General features: G+C 58.8%; 16 protein-coding genes, 4 pseudogenes and 1 other annotated feature. Of the genes and pseudogenes, 5 read left to right on the forward strand and 15 right to left on the reverse strand.

Annotated features, from left to right (window positions below):
* Positions 1 to 270: 270 nt before the first annotated feature.
* Positions 271 to 1116: a LuxR family transcriptional regulator gene (locus NKI32_RS26615; RefSeq protein ID WP_353004377.1), complete on the forward strand. Its 846-nt coding sequence runs from the start codon at positions 271 to 273 to the stop codon at positions 1114 to 1116.
* Positions 1117 to 1421: 305 nt separating this feature from the next.
* On the opposite strand, the pseudogene NKI32_RS26620 reads toward NKI32_RS26615, so the two are convergent.
* The 3 genes and pseudogenes from NKI32_RS26620 to NKI32_RS26630 form a co-directional block, all read right to left on the reverse strand.
* Positions 1422 to 1602 (reverse strand): annotated as a pseudogene (locus tag NKI32_RS26620) (IS110 family transposase); the annotation flags it as partial.
* A 438-nt stretch (positions 1603 to 2040) separates the two neighbouring features.
* Complete coding sequence (locus NKI32_RS26625) at positions 2041 to 2586, reverse strand: SET domain-containing protein-lysine N-methyltransferase (RefSeq protein WP_353004380.1); 546 nt, start codon at positions 2584 to 2586, stop codon at positions 2041 to 2043.
* A 587-nt stretch (positions 2587 to 3173) separates the two neighbouring features.
* Positions 3174 to 3674 (reverse strand): GNAT family N-acetyltransferase, encoded by a 501-nt coding sequence (locus NKI32_RS26630; RefSeq protein ID WP_353004382.1) that lies wholly within the window; start codon positions 3672 to 3674, stop codon positions 3174 to 3176.
* Between the two features lie 343 nt (positions 3675 to 4017).
* Between NKI32_RS26630 and NKI32_RS26635 the strand changes: the two genes are divergently transcribed.
* Complete coding sequence (locus tag NKI32_RS26635) at positions 4018 to 4503, forward strand: GNAT family N-acetyltransferase (protein WP_353004384.1); 486 nt, start codon at positions 4018 to 4020, stop codon at positions 4501 to 4503.
* 223 nt (positions 4504 to 4726) lie between these two features.
* Here NKI32_RS26635 and NKI32_RS26640 read toward each other — a convergent pair.
* A pseudogene (locus NKI32_RS26640) lies at positions 4727 to 4989 on the reverse strand (IS5/IS1182 family transposase); the annotation flags it as partial.
* Positions 4990 to 5079: 90 nt separating this feature from the next.
* Here NKI32_RS26640 and glyA point away from each other — a divergent pair.
* A pseudogene (glyA, locus tag NKI32_RS26645) lies at positions 5080 to 5272 on the forward strand (serine hydroxymethyltransferase); the annotation flags it as partial.
* Between the two features lie 500 nt (positions 5273 to 5772).
* On the opposite strand, the gene NKI32_RS26650 reads toward glyA, so the two are convergent.
* From NKI32_RS26650 to NKI32_RS26700, 11 genes and pseudogenes are all read right to left on the reverse strand, one after another.
* Positions 5773 to 6558 carry a response regulator transcription factor gene (locus tag NKI32_RS26650; RefSeq protein WP_353004386.1) on the reverse strand — a complete coding sequence of 262 codons (786 nt, stop codon included), beginning with the start codon at positions 6556 to 6558 and terminating at the stop codon, positions 5773 to 5775.
* A 27-nt stretch (positions 6559 to 6585) separates the two neighbouring features.
* The gene (locus NKI32_RS26655) at positions 6586 to 7065 is read right to left on the reverse strand and encodes a NifX-associated nitrogen fixation protein (RefSeq protein WP_353004388.1); all 480 of its coding nucleotides are present in this window, start codon (positions 7063 to 7065) and stop codon (positions 6586 to 6588) included.
* Between the two features lie 17 nt (positions 7066 to 7082).
* Entirely contained in the window at positions 7083 to 7580 is a 498-nt protein-coding gene (gene nifX, locus NKI32_RS26660) for a nitrogen fixation protein NifX (RefSeq protein WP_353004390.1), read from the reverse strand.
* Positions 7546 to 8928 carry a nitrogenase iron-molybdenum cofactor biosynthesis protein NifN gene (gene nifN, locus NKI32_RS26665; protein WP_353004392.1) on the reverse strand — a complete coding sequence of 461 codons (1383 nt, stop codon included), beginning with the start codon at positions 8926 to 8928 and terminating at the stop codon, positions 7546 to 7548. Before nifN ends, nifX begins: the two co-directional genes overlap by 35 nt.
* Before the next feature lie 8 nt (positions 8929 to 8936).
* On the reverse strand, positions 8937 to 10427 hold the full coding sequence (nifE, locus tag NKI32_RS26670) for a nitrogenase iron-molybdenum cofactor biosynthesis protein NifE (RefSeq protein WP_353004394.1): 1491 nt from the start codon (positions 10425 to 10427) through the stop codon (positions 8937 to 8939).
* Between the two features lie 56 nt (positions 10428 to 10483).
* Positions 10484 to 12025: a nitrogenase molybdenum-iron protein subunit beta gene (gene nifK, locus NKI32_RS26675; RefSeq protein WP_353004396.1), complete on the reverse strand. Its 1542-nt coding sequence runs from the start codon at positions 12023 to 12025 to the stop codon at positions 10484 to 10486.
* 127 nt (positions 12026 to 12152) lie between these two features.
* A complete protein-coding gene (nifD, locus tag NKI32_RS26680) occupies positions 12153 to 13655 on the reverse strand; it encodes a nitrogenase molybdenum-iron protein alpha chain (RefSeq protein WP_353004398.1) in 1503 nt (500 codons plus the stop codon).
* Positions 13656 to 13754: 99 nt separating this feature from the next.
* Complete coding sequence (gene nifH / locus NKI32_RS26685; RefSeq protein ID WP_023763052.1) at positions 13755 to 14648, reverse strand: nitrogenase iron protein; 894 nt, start codon at positions 14646 to 14648, stop codon at positions 13755 to 13757.
* Positions 14649 to 15118: 470 nt separating this feature from the next.
* Positions 15119 to 16375 (reverse strand): type II toxin-antitoxin system HipA family toxin, encoded by a 1257-nt coding sequence (locus NKI32_RS26690; protein WP_353004431.1) that lies wholly within the window; start codon positions 16373 to 16375, stop codon positions 15119 to 15121.
* The gene (locus tag NKI32_RS26695) at positions 16350 to 16676 is read right to left on the reverse strand and encodes a helix-turn-helix domain-containing protein (protein WP_353004401.1); all 327 of its coding nucleotides are present in this window, start codon (positions 16674 to 16676) and stop codon (positions 16350 to 16352) included. The genes NKI32_RS26690 and NKI32_RS26695 overlap by 26 nt, the downstream gene beginning before the upstream one ends.
* A gap of 204 nt (positions 16677 to 16880) precedes the next feature.
* Positions 16881 to 18086, reverse strand: a pseudogene (locus NKI32_RS26700) (IS3 family transposase).
* Positions 17686 to 17801: a sequence feature (AL1L pseudoknot), on the reverse strand. Its footprint overlaps the pseudogene before it by 116 nt.
* A gap of 856 nt (positions 18087 to 18942) precedes the next feature.
* Here NKI32_RS26700 and NKI32_RS26705 point away from each other — a divergent pair.
* On the forward strand, positions 18943 to 19653 hold the full coding sequence (locus NKI32_RS26705) for a toll/interleukin-1 receptor domain-containing protein (RefSeq protein WP_353004403.1): 711 nt from the start codon (positions 18943 to 18945) through the stop codon (positions 19651 to 19653).
* Positions 19654 to 20136, forward strand: coding sequence for an SOS response-associated peptidase family protein (locus tag NKI32_RS26710; protein WP_353004405.1), 483 nt, complete (start codon positions 19654 to 19656; stop codon positions 20134 to 20136).
* Positions 20137 to 20621: the final 485 nt, after the last annotated feature.

Consider the following 20621-nt stretch of genomic DNA (forward strand, 5'->3'; position numbering starts at 1 on the left):
GTAGTGACTGCAATCCGGCTGTTTTGGTTAGTCCATGAGGTGCAGTACTTGAATTCCATAGGGCATTGATAGCCTATGGCAGCACGACGGCGTGGGGTCGGAATATAGATGACGAACGTAGGCGCTGGAAATAGCAATGGGGCTCTTCCGAGCGTGATAGAGCTTTGACCATGCCGGCCTAGCGATAACGACCCGCAGAACCGGGGCCGATGGCCGGCAGCTTTGTGCATCAGTACTAACACCAGGCGCAAAGGCTGCGGAGCAGAGATCATGGAACGCGCACCGATGACTGCGGTCTCTCAACTGCGAAGGCCTGCGACAAGAGCGTCGGACCAGTTTTCGTTGGTCCCGTCGAGGCATTTACCGAGCGTGGCCGGGGGGTCGTTTGCCGTCGAGTTCGGCCGATTTCTGGATCAGACTGATGATATTGCTCAATCCAAGCAGTTGTTCGATCTGTTATCAGCCTTTGCTCTAAATTTTGATTGCCTGTGGATCGCCTATAACTCTCTTACATCCTTTCCAAAATCTCTAAACCCGCTCCGAAGCGATCCGGCGATCATGCTGAATTATCCTGATAAGTGGCAGCAGCGCTATCTCGAAATGGGCTATCATAGTATAGATCCTATCATTAAGTCGGGTCGAAAGCGGGCGGGCGCCTTTCGATGGAGTGAGGTCTACAACGACGCGAGCACCACCAAAGACGAACGTCGCGTACTCGATGAGGCCGCGACGTTCGGGTTGAGATCAGGCATTAGCGTTCCTTTGCACGGGCCCCAAGGCAGCGTTGCGATCATGAGCTTTGCTCAACCTTGGAACCGCGAATTCCAAAATAGCACACTCACTTACTTGCAACTTGCGGCGCTTCATTTCCACTTGAGGGTCGCTAAGTCCGAGAGTTCGAGTGGCCCCGGAGAAGTTCCTAAGCTTTCTATAAGAGAGAGAGAGTGCATTTTCTGGGTAGCGAAAGGTAAATCGTCGTGGGAGATAGGAAAAATTTTAGGCATATCGGCGAATACCGTGGACTACCATGTAAAAAATGTGAAGCAAAAATTGAATGTTGGTAGCAGAACGGTTGCTGCCATTATAGCTGCAGATTTCGGGGTTATTGATTTGTAGGACGGCCGCCAAATACGTCGTGCCTAGCAGGCTTCTCTGATTGGGTTGGTGAGGTCAAGCTTTTTCTACCTTTTCGGGACGATGTCGCCCAGTGGGGTCACTCGCTTCTTCGCGGTCGGCGCCGGGCCGCCGCATGATGGGATCAGGAGAGTGAGGCGTCTCAATCTGTTGAGAACGTGGGAAAGTCTCCCAGTACTTGCCTGCGGACCACCTTGCCCATCGTCCTCATGGGGAGGATCCAAATCACCCTTTCGGGGGCGAACCACCGTGTTCCGTCTTCGTTTGTCAGTGTCGGGCCGGCTTCCTTCGCCAAAGCGGAACTCAGTCGCATCGCTCCACATGCGATGCACGATGTCGGCAAGCTTGCGGGCAACAGCAACCAGGGCTCGCGCGCCGCCATGCCGTGCCGCTTGGCCACGTTCATGCCCCATGCTCTCAGGCTCGACCACCATTTGTACTGAGCACGAGCAGCAAATGAGCTGACTCAAGCCGTCCGCCCTTCCTTCACTATCCGGCAGCTCTCGTAGTAGCAGGCCCCGGCCCGCGTGCCGACGGCTCATCGTCGCGCCCCCGCAAATGGTCGGCGTATTCGAGTCAGAAATCCCCCATCTGGTTGATCAAGCATGTCCTCGACGCCGATCATCTTGTCACAATCCCGTACAGCGCTTGAAAATCACGCTGATCATTTTCCCTTCACGCTGATGAAGCGCATTGTCGGCGGTGTGGTAGTCTCCGCGATCGCCTCAGCGTCGATGATATCGTTGTTGTTCGACTTCACGATCCCATTGTGCCAGCCTTTCCCATGGACGGTTCTCACTCATGTGACTTTCGACAGCCACACTTTGGCACATTGCGATGCCGGGAGCGGAGGCCGTCCACCTCATCAGATCACTGTGTTCCGCCTGTTCGGCCATGCCGAAACTTTTATGGCCGCTTGCCACGAAAATTGGTCAGGGTTTCCTCAAGATACGGCGCAAAGAATCGGGAGACAACCAACGGATGATCGGGGGGCAGCTTAGAGAAGCCTCCGGCTGCGCCTCGGCAATTTGCCGTAGAACAGAGACAGACTGAGATCCCGATGCAATTGAACTCCGAGGTGGCGTAGTCCCAGGTCACTTCGACAGCAGCATGAATTTCCCGGATGGCGATAAAATCGTAGGCTCCGAACCGATTAGGCACGATCGCTAGATTGGGGTCACAAGAATGATTCACAATTACGGCCGGCTTCTCAAAAAGAGCATGGTTATTCCAATCCAGTTGAATCGAGTTTATCGTCCGAGTTCCTTCCAGGCGTTCAAGAAGCCCAATGATGACAACCTCGCCCGGCATAAAGTCGCGAGCAGCGAATACGCCGCGGCCCCTATCATCCCCGGTATCGAGGACAGTTACGTTGCGAGCATTGAGTCGCCTTGCGAGGTCGACATCGTCCGTCAAGATCGACTCGCCTTCATCTGTGTGTAACGTCGACATGGCCAAATTCCTTCATAACTAGCTGAGGGGACGTGATACTTGATTTTTGAGGCGATACACTGAAGCTATCCACCGTCGCTTCGGCCTCATTCTGACGACTAATCCAGGTATCCATGATGAGCCAAAAGCAGGCTGCCTGTTTTCCTATTGCCCGAGAGGTTTCACCGTTCAATCCGCACACGCCAAGCCAATTTTGGTGGACTTGCAGACGCGCTTCCCGCTGAATGCGATGTAAGGCAGGCCACTCTGAGGTATTCTTGCCTTCACGCCGCGGGAGCTCTCGCCGCTTCCCTCAAGTCATCAAAATTCGTGCCGACTCAAGCGCAGAAGGATCTTTGCTTGCCATTTAACTATGACTAAACAGCGCGCGCGGCTTACCGAACAGACTCGACTCCTGGGGCGGACCGACGAACTCGAGCTTTCGGCAGGAGTTCAGCTTCCAGCCGATGGGAGCCGGAAACGATGCGCCGCATCTAGAGAGCCGCCTCAGAAACACGCAGTTTCTGAAGGCGAGCACGCTTCCTCGTCCAGCGCTAGCTAAACGGTATGATGGCAATGACCATTCAGGCGAATGCCGGTGGCCAGGTTCACCGTACTATGGACCTTTCAAGAACTAAGATGTCGTGATGCTTTCCACTATGAGAAAATACCTCTGGAAGGCAGCCGGCAACGGAAAAACCACATTTCCGTACTGCGAACGATGTAAGGTCGGGCATATCCTTAAACACCATTGCGAAAATGCAGTGCAGGTCAAGGATAGTTGCTCGAGCCAAAAGAGTTTGCGCAAGAGCCAACCCAATTCCCTTGCGACGAAATGGCTCCTCAATATAGAGCGACATCTCGGCTGTGTGCTTAGCATCTTCCTTAACGCGGAACGGGGTAAACGCTGTCCAGCCTACCACGGCGCCTTTGTCCACGCACGTGTAGGAATCAAGTGACGGACGTGATTTCAACAGAAATTCTCCCATTTCATTGGTGCTCCATGAACGCGTTCCCTCTGTTGATTCTCGGGCGCGACATGCGGCATTAAAGATCTTTGTGACGCTTGGAAGGTCACCTGTTCGCAATGGGCGCACTTGGAATGACATCAGATGTCCTTTCGATCCTGTTTGCATGCGGGCTGGGACCATCATAGCGGCGAGATTGACGTTCTCCGGAACGCGCAGCAACCTACCAGAGCTGGTAGGTGGGCTAGACAGATCAGCTATGGTTAGTCTCCCGTGCAAGCTGTGGGCAGGTGACTTCGCCTCTTTTCGTACAACTTCGGAATTCTTTCTCGGAGAGACATTCCTGCCGCCAGAACCATACTCCTGTGAGCGTGCCAAAGACCTGCACGCCCAATCCGACTGGAGCACTATTAGGCATACTTGCTCATCACAAAACGGAAGCAACTTAAGGCGAGCCGTTAAACACGAACATACGAGCTAACTAATGTTTCGACGCGCAAATATCGCCGATGCTGGCGACATGGCAAGGATCTACAATCAGGCGCTGAAGCCCGGCGTCTTTGCTACAAGTCAACTCGCTCCCGACACTCGCAGCGAACGCGCCGCCTGGTTGGAGGACCATCAAGATGCATATCCTGCATTTGTCTATGAAATCGACCATACAGTGATCGGATGGTGCGCACTGAGCAAATTCTCCGTACGTACTGACTATAACGACGTCGCGGAGACATCGAGGTACATTGATGAGAATTATAGAGCGAGAGGAATTGGAAAAAGTATGCATGAAAAACTGATCGGAACAGCCGAAGAACTTGGATTTCGGATACTTGTGTCGCGAGTCGGGCAAAGAAACCAGATGAGTTTGAAAAGCGCTAAGCATTTCTTTCGTGAGGCCGTCGTGCTTCATCAAGCGGTCCGCATCCACGGTGAATGGCACAACGACGTATGGCTGTGGAAGAAACTAAGATAATCCCCATCTTGGCAGTCGCGAACAAGAGCGGACCAGCGATTATCCGCGACATTCTCGCCGATTTGTGTCGGAGGCCGAGGAAGTGGCGACCAATGGTGGCCCGCGCCACGAACAGTGTGGACTCGTGGGGTTTATTGGCGTCGCAACTCAGTCGACCGTGTGAACAATCCGGGTCCTAAGCGGCGACCGGCTTGGGCCGAGTTGAATGAGCGATCAAGAGCGAGATGGCGTTCACTGCGTCGCCCCGCTGGCCGGCGAGGTAGATGCGCCATCCGGCGCTCGGCCTCGATGTGGCCGATCACCAGTTCGATCGCGGAGCGGCGCGCATTTGGCGCTTGATGTCCCTGGGTGACCCGGCGCTTCTGCCCGCTGGTGAAGACTCTGAACGTGTGGCTCTGCGCCGTTATAGTCGGCGTCGGCGAGGATGCGACTGATCTCGTGCCGATGGCATTTTGTGTCGGGGATGACGCTTGCGAGCGTGTGACCTGATGCGTGGACGCCTCCGCCCCCGGCATCGCAATGTGACGGCCTCTCCACTCAAGCTCCTATCAGGAGCACCTACCTGACTGATGCGCCTACGGCGGCTGCCAGTATGTCGACGAGGTTGAAGACCTAGCACGCCGCGATCGACGCCAAGGCGCTGTTCAACTGTTCCTATGCCAACGTCCAGCCCAATTCCGGCAGCCAGGCGAACCAGTCGGTGTTCATGGCCCTGATGCAGCCGGGCGACACCTTCATGGGGCTCAATCTCGCCGCGGGCGGGCACCTGAGGCGTTCCTCCCGCAGCGTCTCGCCATGCACGGCCAGCCCCATTCCGCCATCGGCCAGAGCTGGGGCTTATCGCAGTTGGCAATATCGACGTCATAGCATCGCCACGTGGCTCTCAGCAGTTTGTGAATCTCCCTGGATGTTTTTTTCCCAACTGGCCGGCTCCTGTGAAAATCTCTCAATTTGCCTGTACCGTTTTTCCAGTCTGGCAATGGCCTGTGCGCGTTGCGTAGACCACCAGGGGATGCCATCGCCTAGCAGCGGCGGCGACATAATGAGCGGCGGAGGCGACACCAGCACGGACAATGTGCGCTGACTTCGGCGCACAAGCTTGCAGCTGTTCTGACGTCCTGATCGAAGTGGTCAGCACCCGCTACAATGAGTATTTTCTTGAAGGCCATCTGACTGCTTCCCCCTGAGATGTCGCGCCCGTTGCGCGTTTCGAACCGCAAGACTTGCCTGCCAACGAAGATGGAGAGTGGCACACCATCCGTTCGCGATTCAGTCGTCCAGCTTCTCTAGCGAGTAGCCCGCAGACCTGACAGTATGAATGACGCTACCTGGCGAGGCCGCCTTCAGCGCCTTTCTGATCCGGCTGATATGGACGTCGACAGTGCGTTCACCGACATGGATATTGTCCGGCCAGGCCGCGTCGATCAGCTCGTCTCGGCTGAAGACCTTGCCGGGAGCCTCAAGAAATTGCCGCAGCAGGTTGAATTCGAGAGGTCCTAGATGAATGTCGTGGCCATTACCTCGAACCCGGTAAGCATCGAGCTTCATCTCAAGGCTGCCGCAACAGAGCCAGCTGCCGTTTTTTATCCCGTTTGAACCCGGCTGTGGCAGCGCCAGCTTCGTGCGTAGACAGTCAAGCAGCTTGGCCGGCGCGAAGGGCCGCACAAAGCTCTCGTCAATACCTGCCTTCAAGAGATCGAGGTGCTGGTTCTCGGCGCCGGGCGCGATCAACGCAATGACGGGCAGGCGGCCGGTCCGGGGATCCCCCTTGAACCGGGCGCAGATTGTGGAGCCCGTCGCGCTTGCTGGCCCGCAGTCCAGCACTACGGCCTGGAGCTCCCGTTGATCGGCCAATGCAAGTGCTTCTTTCACGCCCCCTGCCGGCTCACTCGTGAAGCCGTCCACCCCCAGAATGTGGCTGAGGAACAAATACAACTCCGCATCTTGCGAACAGATCAGTACCACTGGCTTCATCAGCGCTACCCCAAGAACGACATCGGCCTCGACCGCCTCGATTGAGAGGGCTGGCCATCGCATGTCCTCAAGGCCTGACATGATCCCCTCGATCGAAAATCGGTTCCATCACGCCCGCGCCACCTCAGGATAAGCCTCAATGGCTGCGGTGGCATCGCCGGCCAGTTGAGTACCGGCCGCGGCGAGTTTCCAGAACGTCTCGAAACCGAACCGGTGGACGTCGCGCAGGGTTTTCGACAGAACGACCAACCGCCCGGCCGTGAAAAGCACGCGCCCGAAGCCCTCATGGCTTATCTCCATCATCGGGGATGCCATCAGGCCGCAGCGTTCCTCAATCGCAAGCCCGACGGCGGTGTAGAACTTATCGAGCCTCCACAGCACGTCCGGATCGGGATCGCCGATGATTGGAATTGCACGGCGCTGTTCCCTGGTGATGATGAAGGCGCCCAGCAGCTCGGCATCCGATTTGCCTTCCCATGACCCGTGGGAATCATTGGCACGGATCAGCCGCACGAGGCATTTGACGAACGGGGTGGCAAGGGCCGCCTCGTCCTCGGTGGCGGCAGGGCTAACAGCGGCTTCAAACATTTCGCCCACTCCTCATTTCAGCTTTCGTCCTCGAAGGAGGGTTTCTGTCCGGCGGCACCTGCCTGCGCCAGCACCTTGCGCAGCCAAGGGGGAGGACACGTCCTGAGCATCATCTGCGTGCGCAACAACACCTCTTGGATGGTCTGGGGCTGCGGCACTTTGATCGGATGGATCTTTGCGGAAACAAGTTTGGCTGCCGAAGGTCCGCCGATTGCCAGACAAAACAGCAAATGGCAGCCCTTTAGCGCCTCCACCTTCGGGGTGATGCGGTCATCGCCCTCGGTTCGGTGCTTCCCGCTCTCGTCGGAAACTTCGTCAAAGGCCACGGCTTCCACGAGATTCCACTCCTCGCGCATCACGTCGTAGACAGCAAAGCGCCTGGCCGATCCGAAATGGGCGTTGAGGTTCTTCATGTCCTGCGTGGCGATGGCCACGCGCAATGCGCCGGCTTGGCGTTCCGGCTTCGGTGCGTGAACCTCGTCAGTGACGAGCGAGAGGCGACGAACGGAGCGCATCTGGCATTTCTCGCTTACGGAGTGGATCAAGCGCCTCAGGCGTCGGCGCGTGCCCGTTGGCTTCGAAAATGTTGGCAATCTCGAAGATCAGGTCGCGGGTCCCTTGGTAGAGGATTGTGAGCTTGTGCTGAGCCCCGAGCCGGTCGAAGATCGGGAAGCCGACCCGCATGAGCGGAATGCCGAGGCGCTGCGCCGCCTGGCGGCCGTGGGAATGAGTAACGAGAAGATCAGCGCCGGCGCTAAGCGCTTCCAAATCGCCGAGATCGCCGATTTGAACCGACTGCGCCGGCACTTCCTCCAGAATTTTCGACATAGCGGCCGTTGTGACCGCCGCCGCGATTTCGGAGCCCATGGCGATGAAGAAGCTCGCGAGTTGGTGGAGTTGGTCTGGTTCAGCAGCGATCGCAATTTTCTTACCTCCAAAGTGGAAATGTCCGTCGAGCAAGGCGTCCTGCAACTGCGCCCGGCGACGGCGTACCCCAGCCGGCGCCGCCGCGCCCGAAACCGCCGATAGGTGCGAGACGAACCGGTCTGCGTCCTTCAATCCAGTCAGCGACCGAAACAGCACGTAAGGTACGCCGGTTAACCTCTGCAGCAGCTCGGCCGGGCGGCGCATATGCTCACCGATGGCGACGCATTGCACAGCCGTGCCAAGCTCGCGGATATCCTCGACGCTGGTGCCGCCATAGGTGGTCGTGATCCAGCGGTCGGGCACCGTACCGTCGAGCGAGCCGGAGATGTCCGGCAGAATCACCGGCTTCAGTCCAAAGCTTTCAACCATCTCACGCAAATGCTCGATGTCAGCCACAGTCAGGTTCCAGCCAGGCAGGATCACGATCTTCTTCGACTGCCGCGCCTGCTCGCCGGGCCGCGTAATCCTTTCGATCATAGCGGTGACAGCCTTGGTCCAGCCCTCTTCGATCGCGCCCTCGAAATCCGGTGTGTTGGCTAGCACCACCTCCGTACCTGCGAGTTCTTCCATGCGCTTCAGCCTGATATTGGCGACATCCCCTGCGCAGTCTTCGCCCCGGGTTTCCACCAGCGCGGTCGTGCAAACCCCGATCAGCGTTGGCTTTGTGCGGGCCTTGAGGTTGAGGATCGCCTGTTCCAGATGGTCCGCCCCGCCAAGGATCGTCGCCACCTCATCCATCGCCGTTGTCTGCAAGGGAATGGCTTCCTTGAAATGTCGCACCAAGAGCACGAGCGCGAAGCTGGTGCACCCCTGGCTGCCGTGGAACAACGGCATCGCGCCGTCGACGCCAAGAAAGGCCAAGGCGGCACCCAATGGCTGCGATGACTTCAGCGGATTGACCGCCGCCGCTTTGGTCTGGGGAAGGATCCGGCCCATTGGCTTCCTCAACACTCGCCGAAATCACCGGCCGTCGTGCCGGAGAATTCCTGGACAGCATGCAAGGTCACGGTATCGCTTCTCGTGCGCGGCCGTTCCTCCCTCACCGTAGGCTGACAATCCCATGCTGCCGGCTCCCGCACCTGCGCCCAGATCGGATTGTGAATGGCGATGTCGATCTGGCGTACGAGTTCCACCATGCCGTCATAGCCGGCGTAAGGGTGTTGGCGCTCCTGGTTGATATCGAGCCAGGGTGTCTTGGCCTTCAGCGCGATGAATTGCGTGCGCCCGCCCGACAGCAGGATATCCGCCTTGCGTTCTGAGAGCATGGCGTAGAGCTCGCGCGGCGCCATCTGCTCAAATATGTGGTTGTCGTCCTTGAGGATCTGCTTGATGCGCGCCTTGTCTTCGACGGTCGACTTCTTGACAGAGGTTCCGACGATCTCGATGCCGATCTCCATCAGCGCATGGACGACCGACCAGGACTTCACGCCGCCGGTGTTGAGCAGCACGCGCTTGCCTGCGAGCCTCGGCCGGTAGGCCGCTAGCCTCTTCCAAGCGATCGCCTCTTCCTCTGCAATCAATACCTCGGTACGGCCGAGGATCTCCGGATCGGCACCCTTCTTCACGAGCAGCTGAGATATTTGTCGGAGCGCTTCAGACGTGGCGCTGATGCCGTAGAAGGAGCCCTCGAAAAACGGGATCTCCCAGCGCTGCTCCATCTTGCGGGCCAGATTGATGAGCGCGGTCGAGCACACGATCATAGCCGCCCGGGCACGGTGCGCGCAGGCAATGTCGAAGTAACGCGCGTCACCCGGAATGCAGGCGCGCACCCGGATGCCCAGCCGGTCAAGGAGCGGCTTCACCAGCCAGAATTCGCCCGAGAGGTTGAATTCGCCAAGGATGTTGATGTCGTAAGGGCCGACATCGTCGGGCTCGGCCGTGCCGATGACATGCTCGAGCAACGCCTCGCCGGCAAGCTTGTTGCCGAGATTCTTGGAGCCGACGAAGCCCGGCGCATTGACCGGCACAACGGCCAAGCCGAACTTTTCCGCCGCGCGTTTGCACACGGCCTCAATGTCGTCGCCGATCAGCGCCGTCACGCAGGTCGGATAGACGAAGATCGCCGGCGGCCCATACGCTTCCTTGATCTCGCGGATCGCTTTGAAAAGCTTCCGCTCGCCCCGCCCCATCAGAACATCGAGTTCGGTGAGGTCGGTCGTGAAGCTCGTGCGCCACAGCGTTGGCCCGGACGAAGCCGCACCGCGGTTGTCACAGGAATTGCCCTCGCAGGCGAGAGGCCCATGGACCAGGTGTGCGGCGTCGGTGATCGGCTGCAGCACGATCTTCGCGCCATCGAAGGCACAGCCACCGGCCGCCGCTCCGGGGGTCAGTGGCTTCGAACAGCCCTTTTTGCGCGCCTTGGCATCCTTGCCGCGGTTCTTTTCGCAGCCAGGCTCGTTGAAGACATCCTGGATTTTGGCTCTGAGCAAGGACATTACGTCGGTCTCCAAAGTCCCTCGGGAAGACGACCGGCCAAAGCCGACCGTCAAGCTTAGCGGGTGAGGTCATACGAATAGTCCGTCACGCCCGTCTCGCTGGTCTCGCGATCGAGCTTGTCGAAGATCTTGTCGAGGATCGTCGTCAGCACGCGCAACCCGCCTTGGTAGCCCATCAGCGCAAACCGATGGTGATGGTGGCGATCGAAGATCGGAAACGTCAGCCGGATCAACGGCGTGCCGGTGTCGCGCTCCAGATACTTGCCATAGGAGTTGCCGATCAGCAGGTCCACCGGCTCGGTGAAGAGCAGCGAGCGCATCGCCCAGAGGTCCTTGCCCGCCCAGACTTGAGCATCCTTGCCGAAGGGCGATGATGCAAGCAGTTCCTTCAACTCCGCTTCCCATGCCGAGGTGCCGTTGGTGGCGAGGCAATGGGTCGGCTCGCCGCCCGTCTCCATGATGAAGCGGGCCATGGCGTAGACAAAGTCCGGATCACCGTAAATGGCGTATTTCTTACCGTGCAGCCAGGATTGGCTGTCGGCCATGGCGTCAACAAGTCGGCCGCGCTCCAGGCGGATTGCCTCGGGGATTTGCTTGCCGGAAATCGCGGAGACCTCCATCAGGAAGTCGTCGGTCGCCTGAACTCCGAGCGGGTAATGGAACGAGGCCGTCGCCTGCCCCACCCCCTCGCAATACTCCAGTGTTTTTCGGGTGTTGTAATGCTGTAGCGAAAGTGTCGCCTCGGCGTTGAGTGCCTTCCTCACGTCTTCGATCTTCGTGCCGCCGTCATACATGCGGTATTCGCCGTCGGACGGCGTGTCGAACTGGTCAGAGGCGTCTTGGATGAAGGTATAGGATACGCCCAGCAGATCGAGCAGGCGCTTGAGTTCCCGGTTGTTGCCAACACAGAAGCCGTCGAAACCCGGAATGATGTTAATGGTTCCCTCGGCTTCCGTGCGCTCCTCGCCTTTCCAGAAATGCTCCAAAATGCCCTTGACCGCAACGTCATAGCCGTCGACATGGCTGCCGACAAAGGCCGGCGTGTGGGCGAAGGGCACGTCGAAGTCGCGCGGGACCGAGCCTTCGTCCTTGGCGTTCTCGATGAAGCTGTGCAGGTCGTCGCCAATGACCTCCGCCATACAAGTGGTCGAGACGGCGATCATCTTCGGGTCGTAAAGTTGGTACGTGTTGGCGAGCCCATCGACCATGTTCTTCAGGCCGCCGAACACTGCCGCGTCCTCGGTCATCGAGGAGGAAACCGCCGAAGCAGGCTCCTTGAAATGGCGCGACAGGTGCGAGCGGTAGTAGGCCACGCAGCCCTGGCTGCCGTGGACGAAGGACATGGTTCGCTCGAAGCCTGCGGCCGCGAACACCGCGCCGAGCGGCTGGCAGGCCTTGGCGGGGTTCACGACAAGCGCTTCGCGAGCAAGGTTCTTTTCGCGGTATTCCCACGTCTTGGTGAATTCGCCTTGGTCGGTAACGGTCTGGTCCGGGTGAGGACATTCGAAATTCAGCCTCTTCTCGGCAAGCATCTGCCTGTATTCCGGCTCGCGGAACAGGGGCGCGTGGTCGAGAACTTTTTCAGCCGACTGCGGCATGGGTGGTTACCTCTTTCCATCTGGCCCGCCATACGGCGGCACAGGGACGTCGAAACGTTTTTCAGGTCTCCCGCGGACAAGCGGCCACAGGCGTTCGCGGCCTCCCGGCTTCCGGGAGGCCAGGGTTTCATTCGGCTGCGATCGCCGCCGACGGCTCGGCTTTTTTCTTCCAGGGGGCGTCGTAGAGGTTCCAGACCGGGTTGTTGATGGCCAGGTCCATATCGCGAGCGAAGATGGCGAACCCGTCGTAGCCATGATACGGGCCGGAATAATCCCAGGAATGCATTTGACGGAACGGTATGCCCATCTTCTGGACCGGGTACTTTTCTTTGATGCCGGAGCCCACGAGATCAGGACGGATCCCCTCGATGAACTTCTCCAGCTCGTAACCAGTTACGTCGTCATAGATCAGCGTGCCCTTTTTCACGTAGTGGCCGGTGCGCTGATAGTCGTCGTTATGGCCAAATTCATAGCCAGTGCCGACGATCACCATGCCTAGGTCCTCATATGCGGTGACGACGTGACGGGGGCGCAGCCCGCCGACATAGAGCATCACCGTCCTGCCTTCGAGGCGCGGCCGGTACTTGGCGATTATGGCATCGACCAAGGGCCGGTATTTGGCGATGACCGCCTCGGCCTTGGCCTCGATTTCCGGCCCGAAGTGCTTGGCTATCTTGCGCAGAGAGGCTTCAGTCTGGGAGGGGCCGAAGAAATTGTACTCCATCCAGGCGATGCCATACTCTTCCTCCATGTGCCGGCAAATGTAGTTCATCGACCTGTAGCAATGGATGAGATTGAGCTTCGCCTTTGGCGCTCGCTCTATTTCGGCCAGCGTAGCGTCGCCCGACCAGTTGCCGACCACGCGCAGGCCCATCTCCTCGAGCAGGATGCGCGAAGCCCAGGCGTCGCCGCCGATGTTGTAGTCGCCGACCACATTGACATCGTACGGGCCGGCCTCGAACTCCACTTCCTTCTTCTCGAAAACCCAGTCTCGGATCGCGTCGTTGGCGATGTGGTGGCCGAGGGATTGCGAGACGCCGCGGAAGCCCTCGCAGCGCACCGGCACGATTGTCTTTTCGTGCTGCTTGGCCTTGTTGCGGGACACAGCTTCGGTGTCGTCGCCAATCAGGCCGATCGGGCATTCGGATTGCACAGTCATGCCCTTGTTCAGCGGAAACAGTTCCTCGATCTCGTCGATGATCCGTTCGAGCTTCTTGTCGCCGCCGAAAACAATGTCCTTCTCCTGGAAATCGGAGGTGAACTGCATGGTGACGAACGTGTCGATGCCGGTCGTGCCGACGTAGTAGTTTCGGCGTTGAGACCAGGAATATTGCCCGCAGCCGACCGGGCCGTGCGAGATATGGACCATATCCTTGACTGGACCCCACACCACGCCTTTCGAGCCGGCATAGGCGCAGCCGCGAATCGTCATCACGCCGGGGATGGACTTGATGTTCGATTTGACCTCGCATTCGGAAAGGACCTCGCTTTCCTCGCCAGCCTCGTCGCCGCTTTTTGCGACGCTGAGGTGCTTTCTGCGCCGCTTCGCCGACTTGTCAGGATATTGCGACAGCACTTCCTCGATAAGCCTCGCATGGAGGCCACCGTCATTCTCGTATTCCAGGCTCATGGGACCCCTTTCAAGGTTCAGGGTGACGCCTCCACCGACGAGGCGCCGTTCTTTAAAAGGCGCACCAGGTAAGGCGGCGCCTCATGTCGGCAGCAGTCGCTACTGTGCGGCAGTCTTGGCCGCTTCCTTGACCTGAAGCTCGGCAAGCATCTGCTCGTCGGTCTTCATGATGCCGAAGTCGAGCAGCATGTCCTCGAGCTCCTCCATGGTGATCGGGGTCGGGATGGTGCCCTGGCCCGAATTCCCGTGAATCTTCTCGGCCAGCGCCCTGTATTCCCCGGCCTGCTTGGAGTCCGGCGCATACTGAATGACAGACATCTTCCTGAGTTCGGCGTGCTGGACGATGTTGTCGCGCGGCACGAAGTGGATAAGCTTGGAATTGAGCCTGGAAGCCAGCGCTTCGGCGAGGTCGAGCTCGCGATCGGTTTGGCGCTCGTTGCAGATCAGGCCGCCGAGCCGCACGCCGCCCGAATGGGCGTATTTCAGGATGCCCTTGGCGATGTTGTTGGCGGCATAGAGCGCCATCATCTCGCCGGACATGACGATATAGATTTCCTGGGCCTTGTTCTCGCGGATCGGCATCGCGAAACCGCCACACACCACATCCCCGAGAACGTCGTAGGAGACATAGTCGACATCGTCGTAGGCGCCGTTCTCCTCGAGGAAGTTGATCGAGGTGATCACGCCGCGGCCGGCGCAGCCGACACCTGGCTCGGGTCCGCCCGACTCCACGCATTTGATGCCTTTGTAGCCGACCTTGAGTACGTCCGCGAGTTCCAGGTCTTCCACCGAACCTTCCTCTGCCGCGAGATGCAGGACGGTATCCTGCGCCTTCGCGTTCAAGATCAGGCGGGTGGAGTCGGCTTTGGGGTCGCAGCCGACGATGAGGATTCTCTGCCCGAGGTCGACCAGGGCGGCGAGCGTATTTTGGGAGGTGGTGGACTTGCCGATGCCGCCCTTGCCGTAAAAGGCGATCTGACGCAAACCTGACATGTAGCTTTCCTTCCTTCGTTCCATTCATCGCGGCTGCCGCGACATGAATGCCGGTCGGGCAGCTGTAGCCGCCTCGCACCTAAGGATCTCAAGACTCATGCCAATTTGGCTGATCCAACCGAAGAATAATTTAATGGTTGCTTTTCAGGGGTTTAGCCTGAGGGCCCAGAAAGGATCGTCGCAACAGACCGTGTAGCGGACCCGACAATGGCGACACAAAGCGTCGGATCGCGATCCTCAGTCACCGAATTCGTTTGAACCGCGTCGTTATGTTGAAGTGGACGAACAGCAGCTCGATCCTGTTGGGTGAATTGCGGGATACTGTCTGTTCCGGCGAGCTGACGTGCTTGCTCACGCGTGTAGGACACTCCGCGGAATCTCGCGCCACGCTGGCATACCTTCGATCCACGGCCATCCATAGGGCCGCGGGCGGAAAGTTCCGCTATATCAGCAACCCGAGGGGACTCGGCTCACTTATCGGCGCAGGAGTTCAGTATCGGCGTCATCGCCTTCACATGTTCGTCCATCCGCTCGAGCACTTTCGCTGCGACAACGTCGCGCTCAGGCAGATCCCACCAGTACTCGTTGACGAGTTCGACCGTCTCGACCACTGCCTTTAGGACTGCCGGCTCCGGAAGCCTTGCGCGGTTCGCAAATGCTTTCCATCGCGGTGCTGCTAGCGCCTTGAACGAGCGCTCTCCTCCAAGCGACAGCGCCATGGCGTCGGCGGGAATATATGGCACGGTGGACAGGACGTCGTAGATTGGTGCAAGCGCCGGCTTGTCGCCGTTTCCGGGATAGAGCAAAGACCAATTCTTCAGGTGCATGTCGCCATTGCCGGTGATGACGCTCAGTGCCAGGCGGCGGACGAAATCGAGAGCCGCCGTAGGCGAGACGGCCACGCCAAGAGCCAAGGCTATGTCGTGATAAGCGGCCCCCTCATATTTGCGCGAGGGGTAGACACCGAAGACCTGAGCGAAATCCTCGATGTGTATCCTCTCGCCACCGGCGCCGCGATCGAAGCGTTTGACGAGAAGGACCTTGCCCTCCGACAGCGTATTGAATTCTTCGGGAACGCCCTCAAAATCGGACTTCTCGACCAGTTCGCATTCAGGAACCTCCATGCCGATTGCTGCTGCCAGCGCCAGGTTGGCGAATTCGTTCTCGGAAACGCCCGGAAACGCCGTCGAAGGGAACTTGGCAATGTACCGGCCCTGCTCGTCGTCCATCGGCAAGGTAAAGCCGCCGCCTTTTCCAATGTTCTTCATGACCGACAGCTTCATCTGCACGCCGGCAAGCGAGAACCGTGCCTTGGGGTGATCCTTTGAGCCATCCTTCGAAACCGCTATCGCGCCGTCACTGGGCAACGCCCGTACGGCTCCCGGCAGATCGGCGCCCAGTGCCGCTAAAAGATCGAAATCATTGCCTGGCCGCACGTTGCCTTCGTGATGACTTTCCATCGCCTCCCGCAATTTCTCCTCCGGCAGGAGGTTCGCGAAGAAAGCGGGCAAGGCGCTTGCCAGAGGCTTTGGATCTTTCCGCAATCCTCCCGTCGCTGCCCGGAACGACAGGCTGAGAACCGGAAAGCCGCCCGTCGCGCGGTAGGCGTCATCGAAGTTGAACGCATTGAAATCGCCCGGCGTCCTGACGATTGTGCCGATCTTCACTGCATTCAAGAGCACGTCCAGCGATGGGATCGTCTTAGGTGCGCGAAAGACTGGAGCCATGATCGTCATCGTCAGGTTGAGAAACAAAGGCGGGTCGATCGTCATCATCATGCGGACGCAATAGAGCCTGGACAGCCGGCACCATGGCTTGCGGAACCAGCATCATTTCCAGACCGAGCGCGCGAGCGATATTCATGAGCGTCGTCGCACGCGCGGCTGCGGCTCCCTTTTCGATGTCGCGATATCGGGGACGGGATATACCCGCCAAATCAGCGACCTGCTCCTGCGTCATAGCAGCAGCCAACCTCGCCTGCCTGAAAAGCCCACCAATTTCCCGTAGAATTTCCGATTCAGAGTCCATAATGCTACCTATACGATCTATTCCAATGCGCGATGGTACGCGAAGGTATCTCATCCGTGCTTATGTGATCTGTTTGCGTATCATATATGAAGAAAATGATATGGAAAGAGATCAATCGTCCTCTCTCCCTTTAGCTCCGCGCGGCAACGTCGTCCCTCCGAGAACTGAACCGCACCGGGTTTTCCGGAGGCCGTTTCGTTTGAGTCACGCGGCCATGGCTGGGTCATCCAGCATGGCGTAGTAGCGTTCCTCGGCTTCGGCCAGCGGGATGTTGCTGATGGGCTCCAGCAGCTGGCGATTGTTGAACCAATCCACCCAATCGAGCTAGCGAACCGGCTTCGAAATTGCGCCAGGGTCCGCGTCGATGGTTCACCTCGGCCTTGTAAAGACCGTTGATCGTTTCGGCGAGAGCATTGTCGTACCTGTCGCCGACGCTGCCTACCGAAGGCTCGACGCCGGCCTCCGCCAGGCGCTCGGTGTATTGGGCGGCCTCTATCGCTGTGATGGATGAGCCTGCCCCCCTGCGCGGGCCGCCGATCATGGAGAGCCTGTTCCAGAGCGTCCAGAACGAATCTGGCATGCGCCGTCCGGCTCACCCGCCAGCCGACGATCCTTCGCGCATAGGTGTCGATGACAAAGGCGACATAGACGGAGCCCGTCCAGGTCGCGACGTAGGTGAAGTCGGAGACCCACAGCATGTTCGGCGCCGGGGCATGGAACTGGCGATTAACTTGATCGAGAGGGCAAGGTGCGGCCTTGTCGCTCACTGTGGTGCGGATCGGCTTGCCGCGGATGATGCCCTCAAGACCCATGGCCTCATCAGGCGGGCAACCGTGCAGCGGGCGACGTCGAAGCGCTCGCGCTGCCGCCAGACCTTGCGAACGCCGTAGACGCGGAAGTTGGCCTCGAACACGCGTCGGACCTCATCCTTCAAGGCCTCATCCCGCTTCGCCCGAGCCGACAGCCGGGAAGGATCGATGCCCTTGGCGACATGGTCGTGGTAGGTCGACGGGGCGATCGGCAGCACCTTGCAGATCGGCTCGACCCATGCGCCTGGCGGTGATCGTCGATGAACGCGATCGTGGCCTGAACCGGCGGTCGAGCTCCGCCTGGGCAAAATGCGCGGAAGCCTTTGCGAAGGATCTCGTTGGCCTAGCGAAGCTCGCGGCTCTCGCGCTCCAAGGCCTTGAGTTTCGTTGCCACGTCCGTAGGCTCGCCGGCGAGCACGCCACTGTCGCGCTCGGCCTTCTTCACCCACTCATGCAGCGTCTGCGCCGTGCAGCCGATCTTGGCGGCGATCGATGAAACCGCCGCCCACCGCGAGGCATGCTCGCCTTCGTGATCCAGAACCAGCCGCACCGCGCGGGTCCGGACTTCGGGAGAGAACTTGTTGGTCGTCTTGCTTGTCATGGCTCCACCTTCTCAGGAGTTGGAGCCTCCGATCAACCCAGGGCGGTTCATACAGCTGCTGTGGCCACCGTCCACCGGCTTTCTTCGTAATAGGCCTAGTGCATGCGTCGCTGCAGACGGCCAACTGAAAGAACATTCAGCCAACGGCTATTTGACCTCGGCGCCGATGCGCTACAGTGGTCCTATGAAAGAGACGGGCGGCTTCAGATGCCGGACGGCCTTCATTTAGCTGAGTGGAGTGATTTCGGAGCGCTGATTGGGTTTGTTTCGGACGGGGTCCACCCTTTCGCCCGCGTTCGCGGGCTGCCTGTAACCGGGGCACCGTGGGCATTTTTAGAATAATACCCGCTAAGGTGTCATTCCAAGTTGTTTGGATTGACCAGTTAGCTCGGATCGGCCTGGAGCGTTCCCGGGGTCGGTCAATTTCGTTCCAGAGATAGTCTTTGGTGAATGCGATATGAGCCAAGGAGCGGTGCGACCTGGGAAAGCAATTCGACGGGATATCGATGCTCTGGCCGCGGACACTGAGATGACGCTAAGCGCGTAGGCTAGGCCCCGTGTCAGCATCACCAAAGCTGACAACCCTTGGACGGCTCGCAGCGTCGGGGACGACTATGGGGTGGCGACAAGGCGCAGCTTGAGGTGCCCAGACCGGCGCTTGAGAAGGCTCTAACTCAGGCTGGCTAGACCTCCGACCCGACAAGCTAACACAAAGACGCAACGCACCGTTCGAGTTTATTGCTGGCAACAAGCCGGCTCCCCAATTAGAGGATTTCCCGGCTTAATTTCCAGCGTCGACTTGACTGCAAAAGACTTTCGCTGGAAGTGTCGACCTAGATTCGGGGGGCTCCATAAAATGGCAAGCAAGGCAAAATCGCGGAAGCGCGTTGGAACTCTAGAAGACCGGTTTATGGACGCCGTTAGAGAATTGTCGGGGGGCGGAAAAGTGAGCGTTAAGAACGCAGCCCTTTTCAATAAACTGGGTTGGATAGAAGAACGTTACACGACAACTAAGGACCGCCTGAGGAAGAATGGACAGATAAGAGGAGGTCCCGGTGGGACTATGTCCCTCCCCCAAAATGCGGCTAGCCCCAGTCCCAAGCCTCTCAAGGCGTTTATCTCCTACTCGCATGCAGATGCGGCTATCAAGGTTGACCTTCTAAAGCACCTTACGCCGCTGAGCCGACTTGGTCTTGTCGAGGCTTGGCACGATGGCGAAATCGAGACTGGCGACAAATGGGCGGACGCCATCAAGGGCAATCTAGAGAGCGCCGACATTATCATCCTCCTGATAAGCGTTGACTTTATCAACTCGCGTTATTGCAACCAGATTGAGCTAACTCACGCGATGGAGAGAGAGGCCAACAACACGACGGTTGTTATTCCAGTGATCGCGAGAAATTGCCTGTGGCAGGAAGAGCTCTTCGGGTCTTTTCAGGCGACCCTCAAGGGTACATCGATCGCAAGTTTCAAGGATCGCGACGAAGCTCTGACTTTGGTCGCGGCAGATATCAAGGAAAAAGCCCTTTCCATGCTTGCCAAAAAGAACGGGGTTGCTCCTTCCTAGATGTGCAATCTGCACAACATCACCACGTCGCAAGAAGCCTTACGCCAGTGCACCAGGGCTCTGCGCGACCATCTCAGGCAACCTGAACCGTCCATCGACATCAACCCCAACCAGCCCGGTCCGGTGGTCCGCAATGCGGCAGACGGGCAACGTGAAGTCGCCAACCTGCTTTGGGGAATGCCGACACCGCTCGAACGGGTCAAGGGCAAGGCCGACTACGGCACGACCAATATCCGCAACCCACAATACGGCCATTGGCAGCAGTATGTTGGGGTTGAGCATCGCTGTGTGGTGCCTGTGACGAGTTTCTCGGAGCCCAGCCCAACACCCGGCGATAAGGACCCTGAGACAGGTATTCAGCGGATTGGTTCGCGCTCAATGAGGACCGGCCGCTTTTCTTCTTCGCTGGCCTCTGGACGCCATGGCATGGGGTGCGCAAGGTCAAGGACGGCGCCGGCGATTTCGAGCTTTACGGCTTCATGACGACCGCGCCCAACGCCCTGATCAAGCCGATCCAAGCGCCTCTAATGGGCGTTGGGCACCTTGCCGGGAAGTGCTGTGGATAGCCGGAGGCACCTCACGACCGACCGCGCATGACTCGGGGGCAATGTGGATCGGTGCCTAATTTGCATAACACCAAGCAAACACAAGGGATTGAGGCTGGCTTACCTTCTCCGTCGCTTGCAGGAATACTCCTTCATTGCAATGGATTTGCACCATCTGCTCCTGCCGGTCTCCCGCCGCACCTGGTGTTCCGGCCCTTTCAGGGGCTCGGCTCGATCGGCGTGACCACCCTGATCAAGCATCGACATAGCCGTCGAATACCGCTTTACTCTCGGCTGTCCGTTCGGGGCATGGCGGGGTGCCTCCCCGATCACGAAGCAGCACCCGAACAAGCCCGTGACCAGCGCGTCCCCGCTTCCGAGACTTTCTCACTCAGTAAGGCTATGCGCCCGCCGCCACCTGCG

Origin of the sequence: Mesorhizobium sp. M0761, from assembly GCF_040320205.1 — a bacterium.
Lineage (GTDB): Bacteria > Pseudomonadota > Alphaproteobacteria > Rhizobiales > Rhizobiaceae > Mesorhizobium.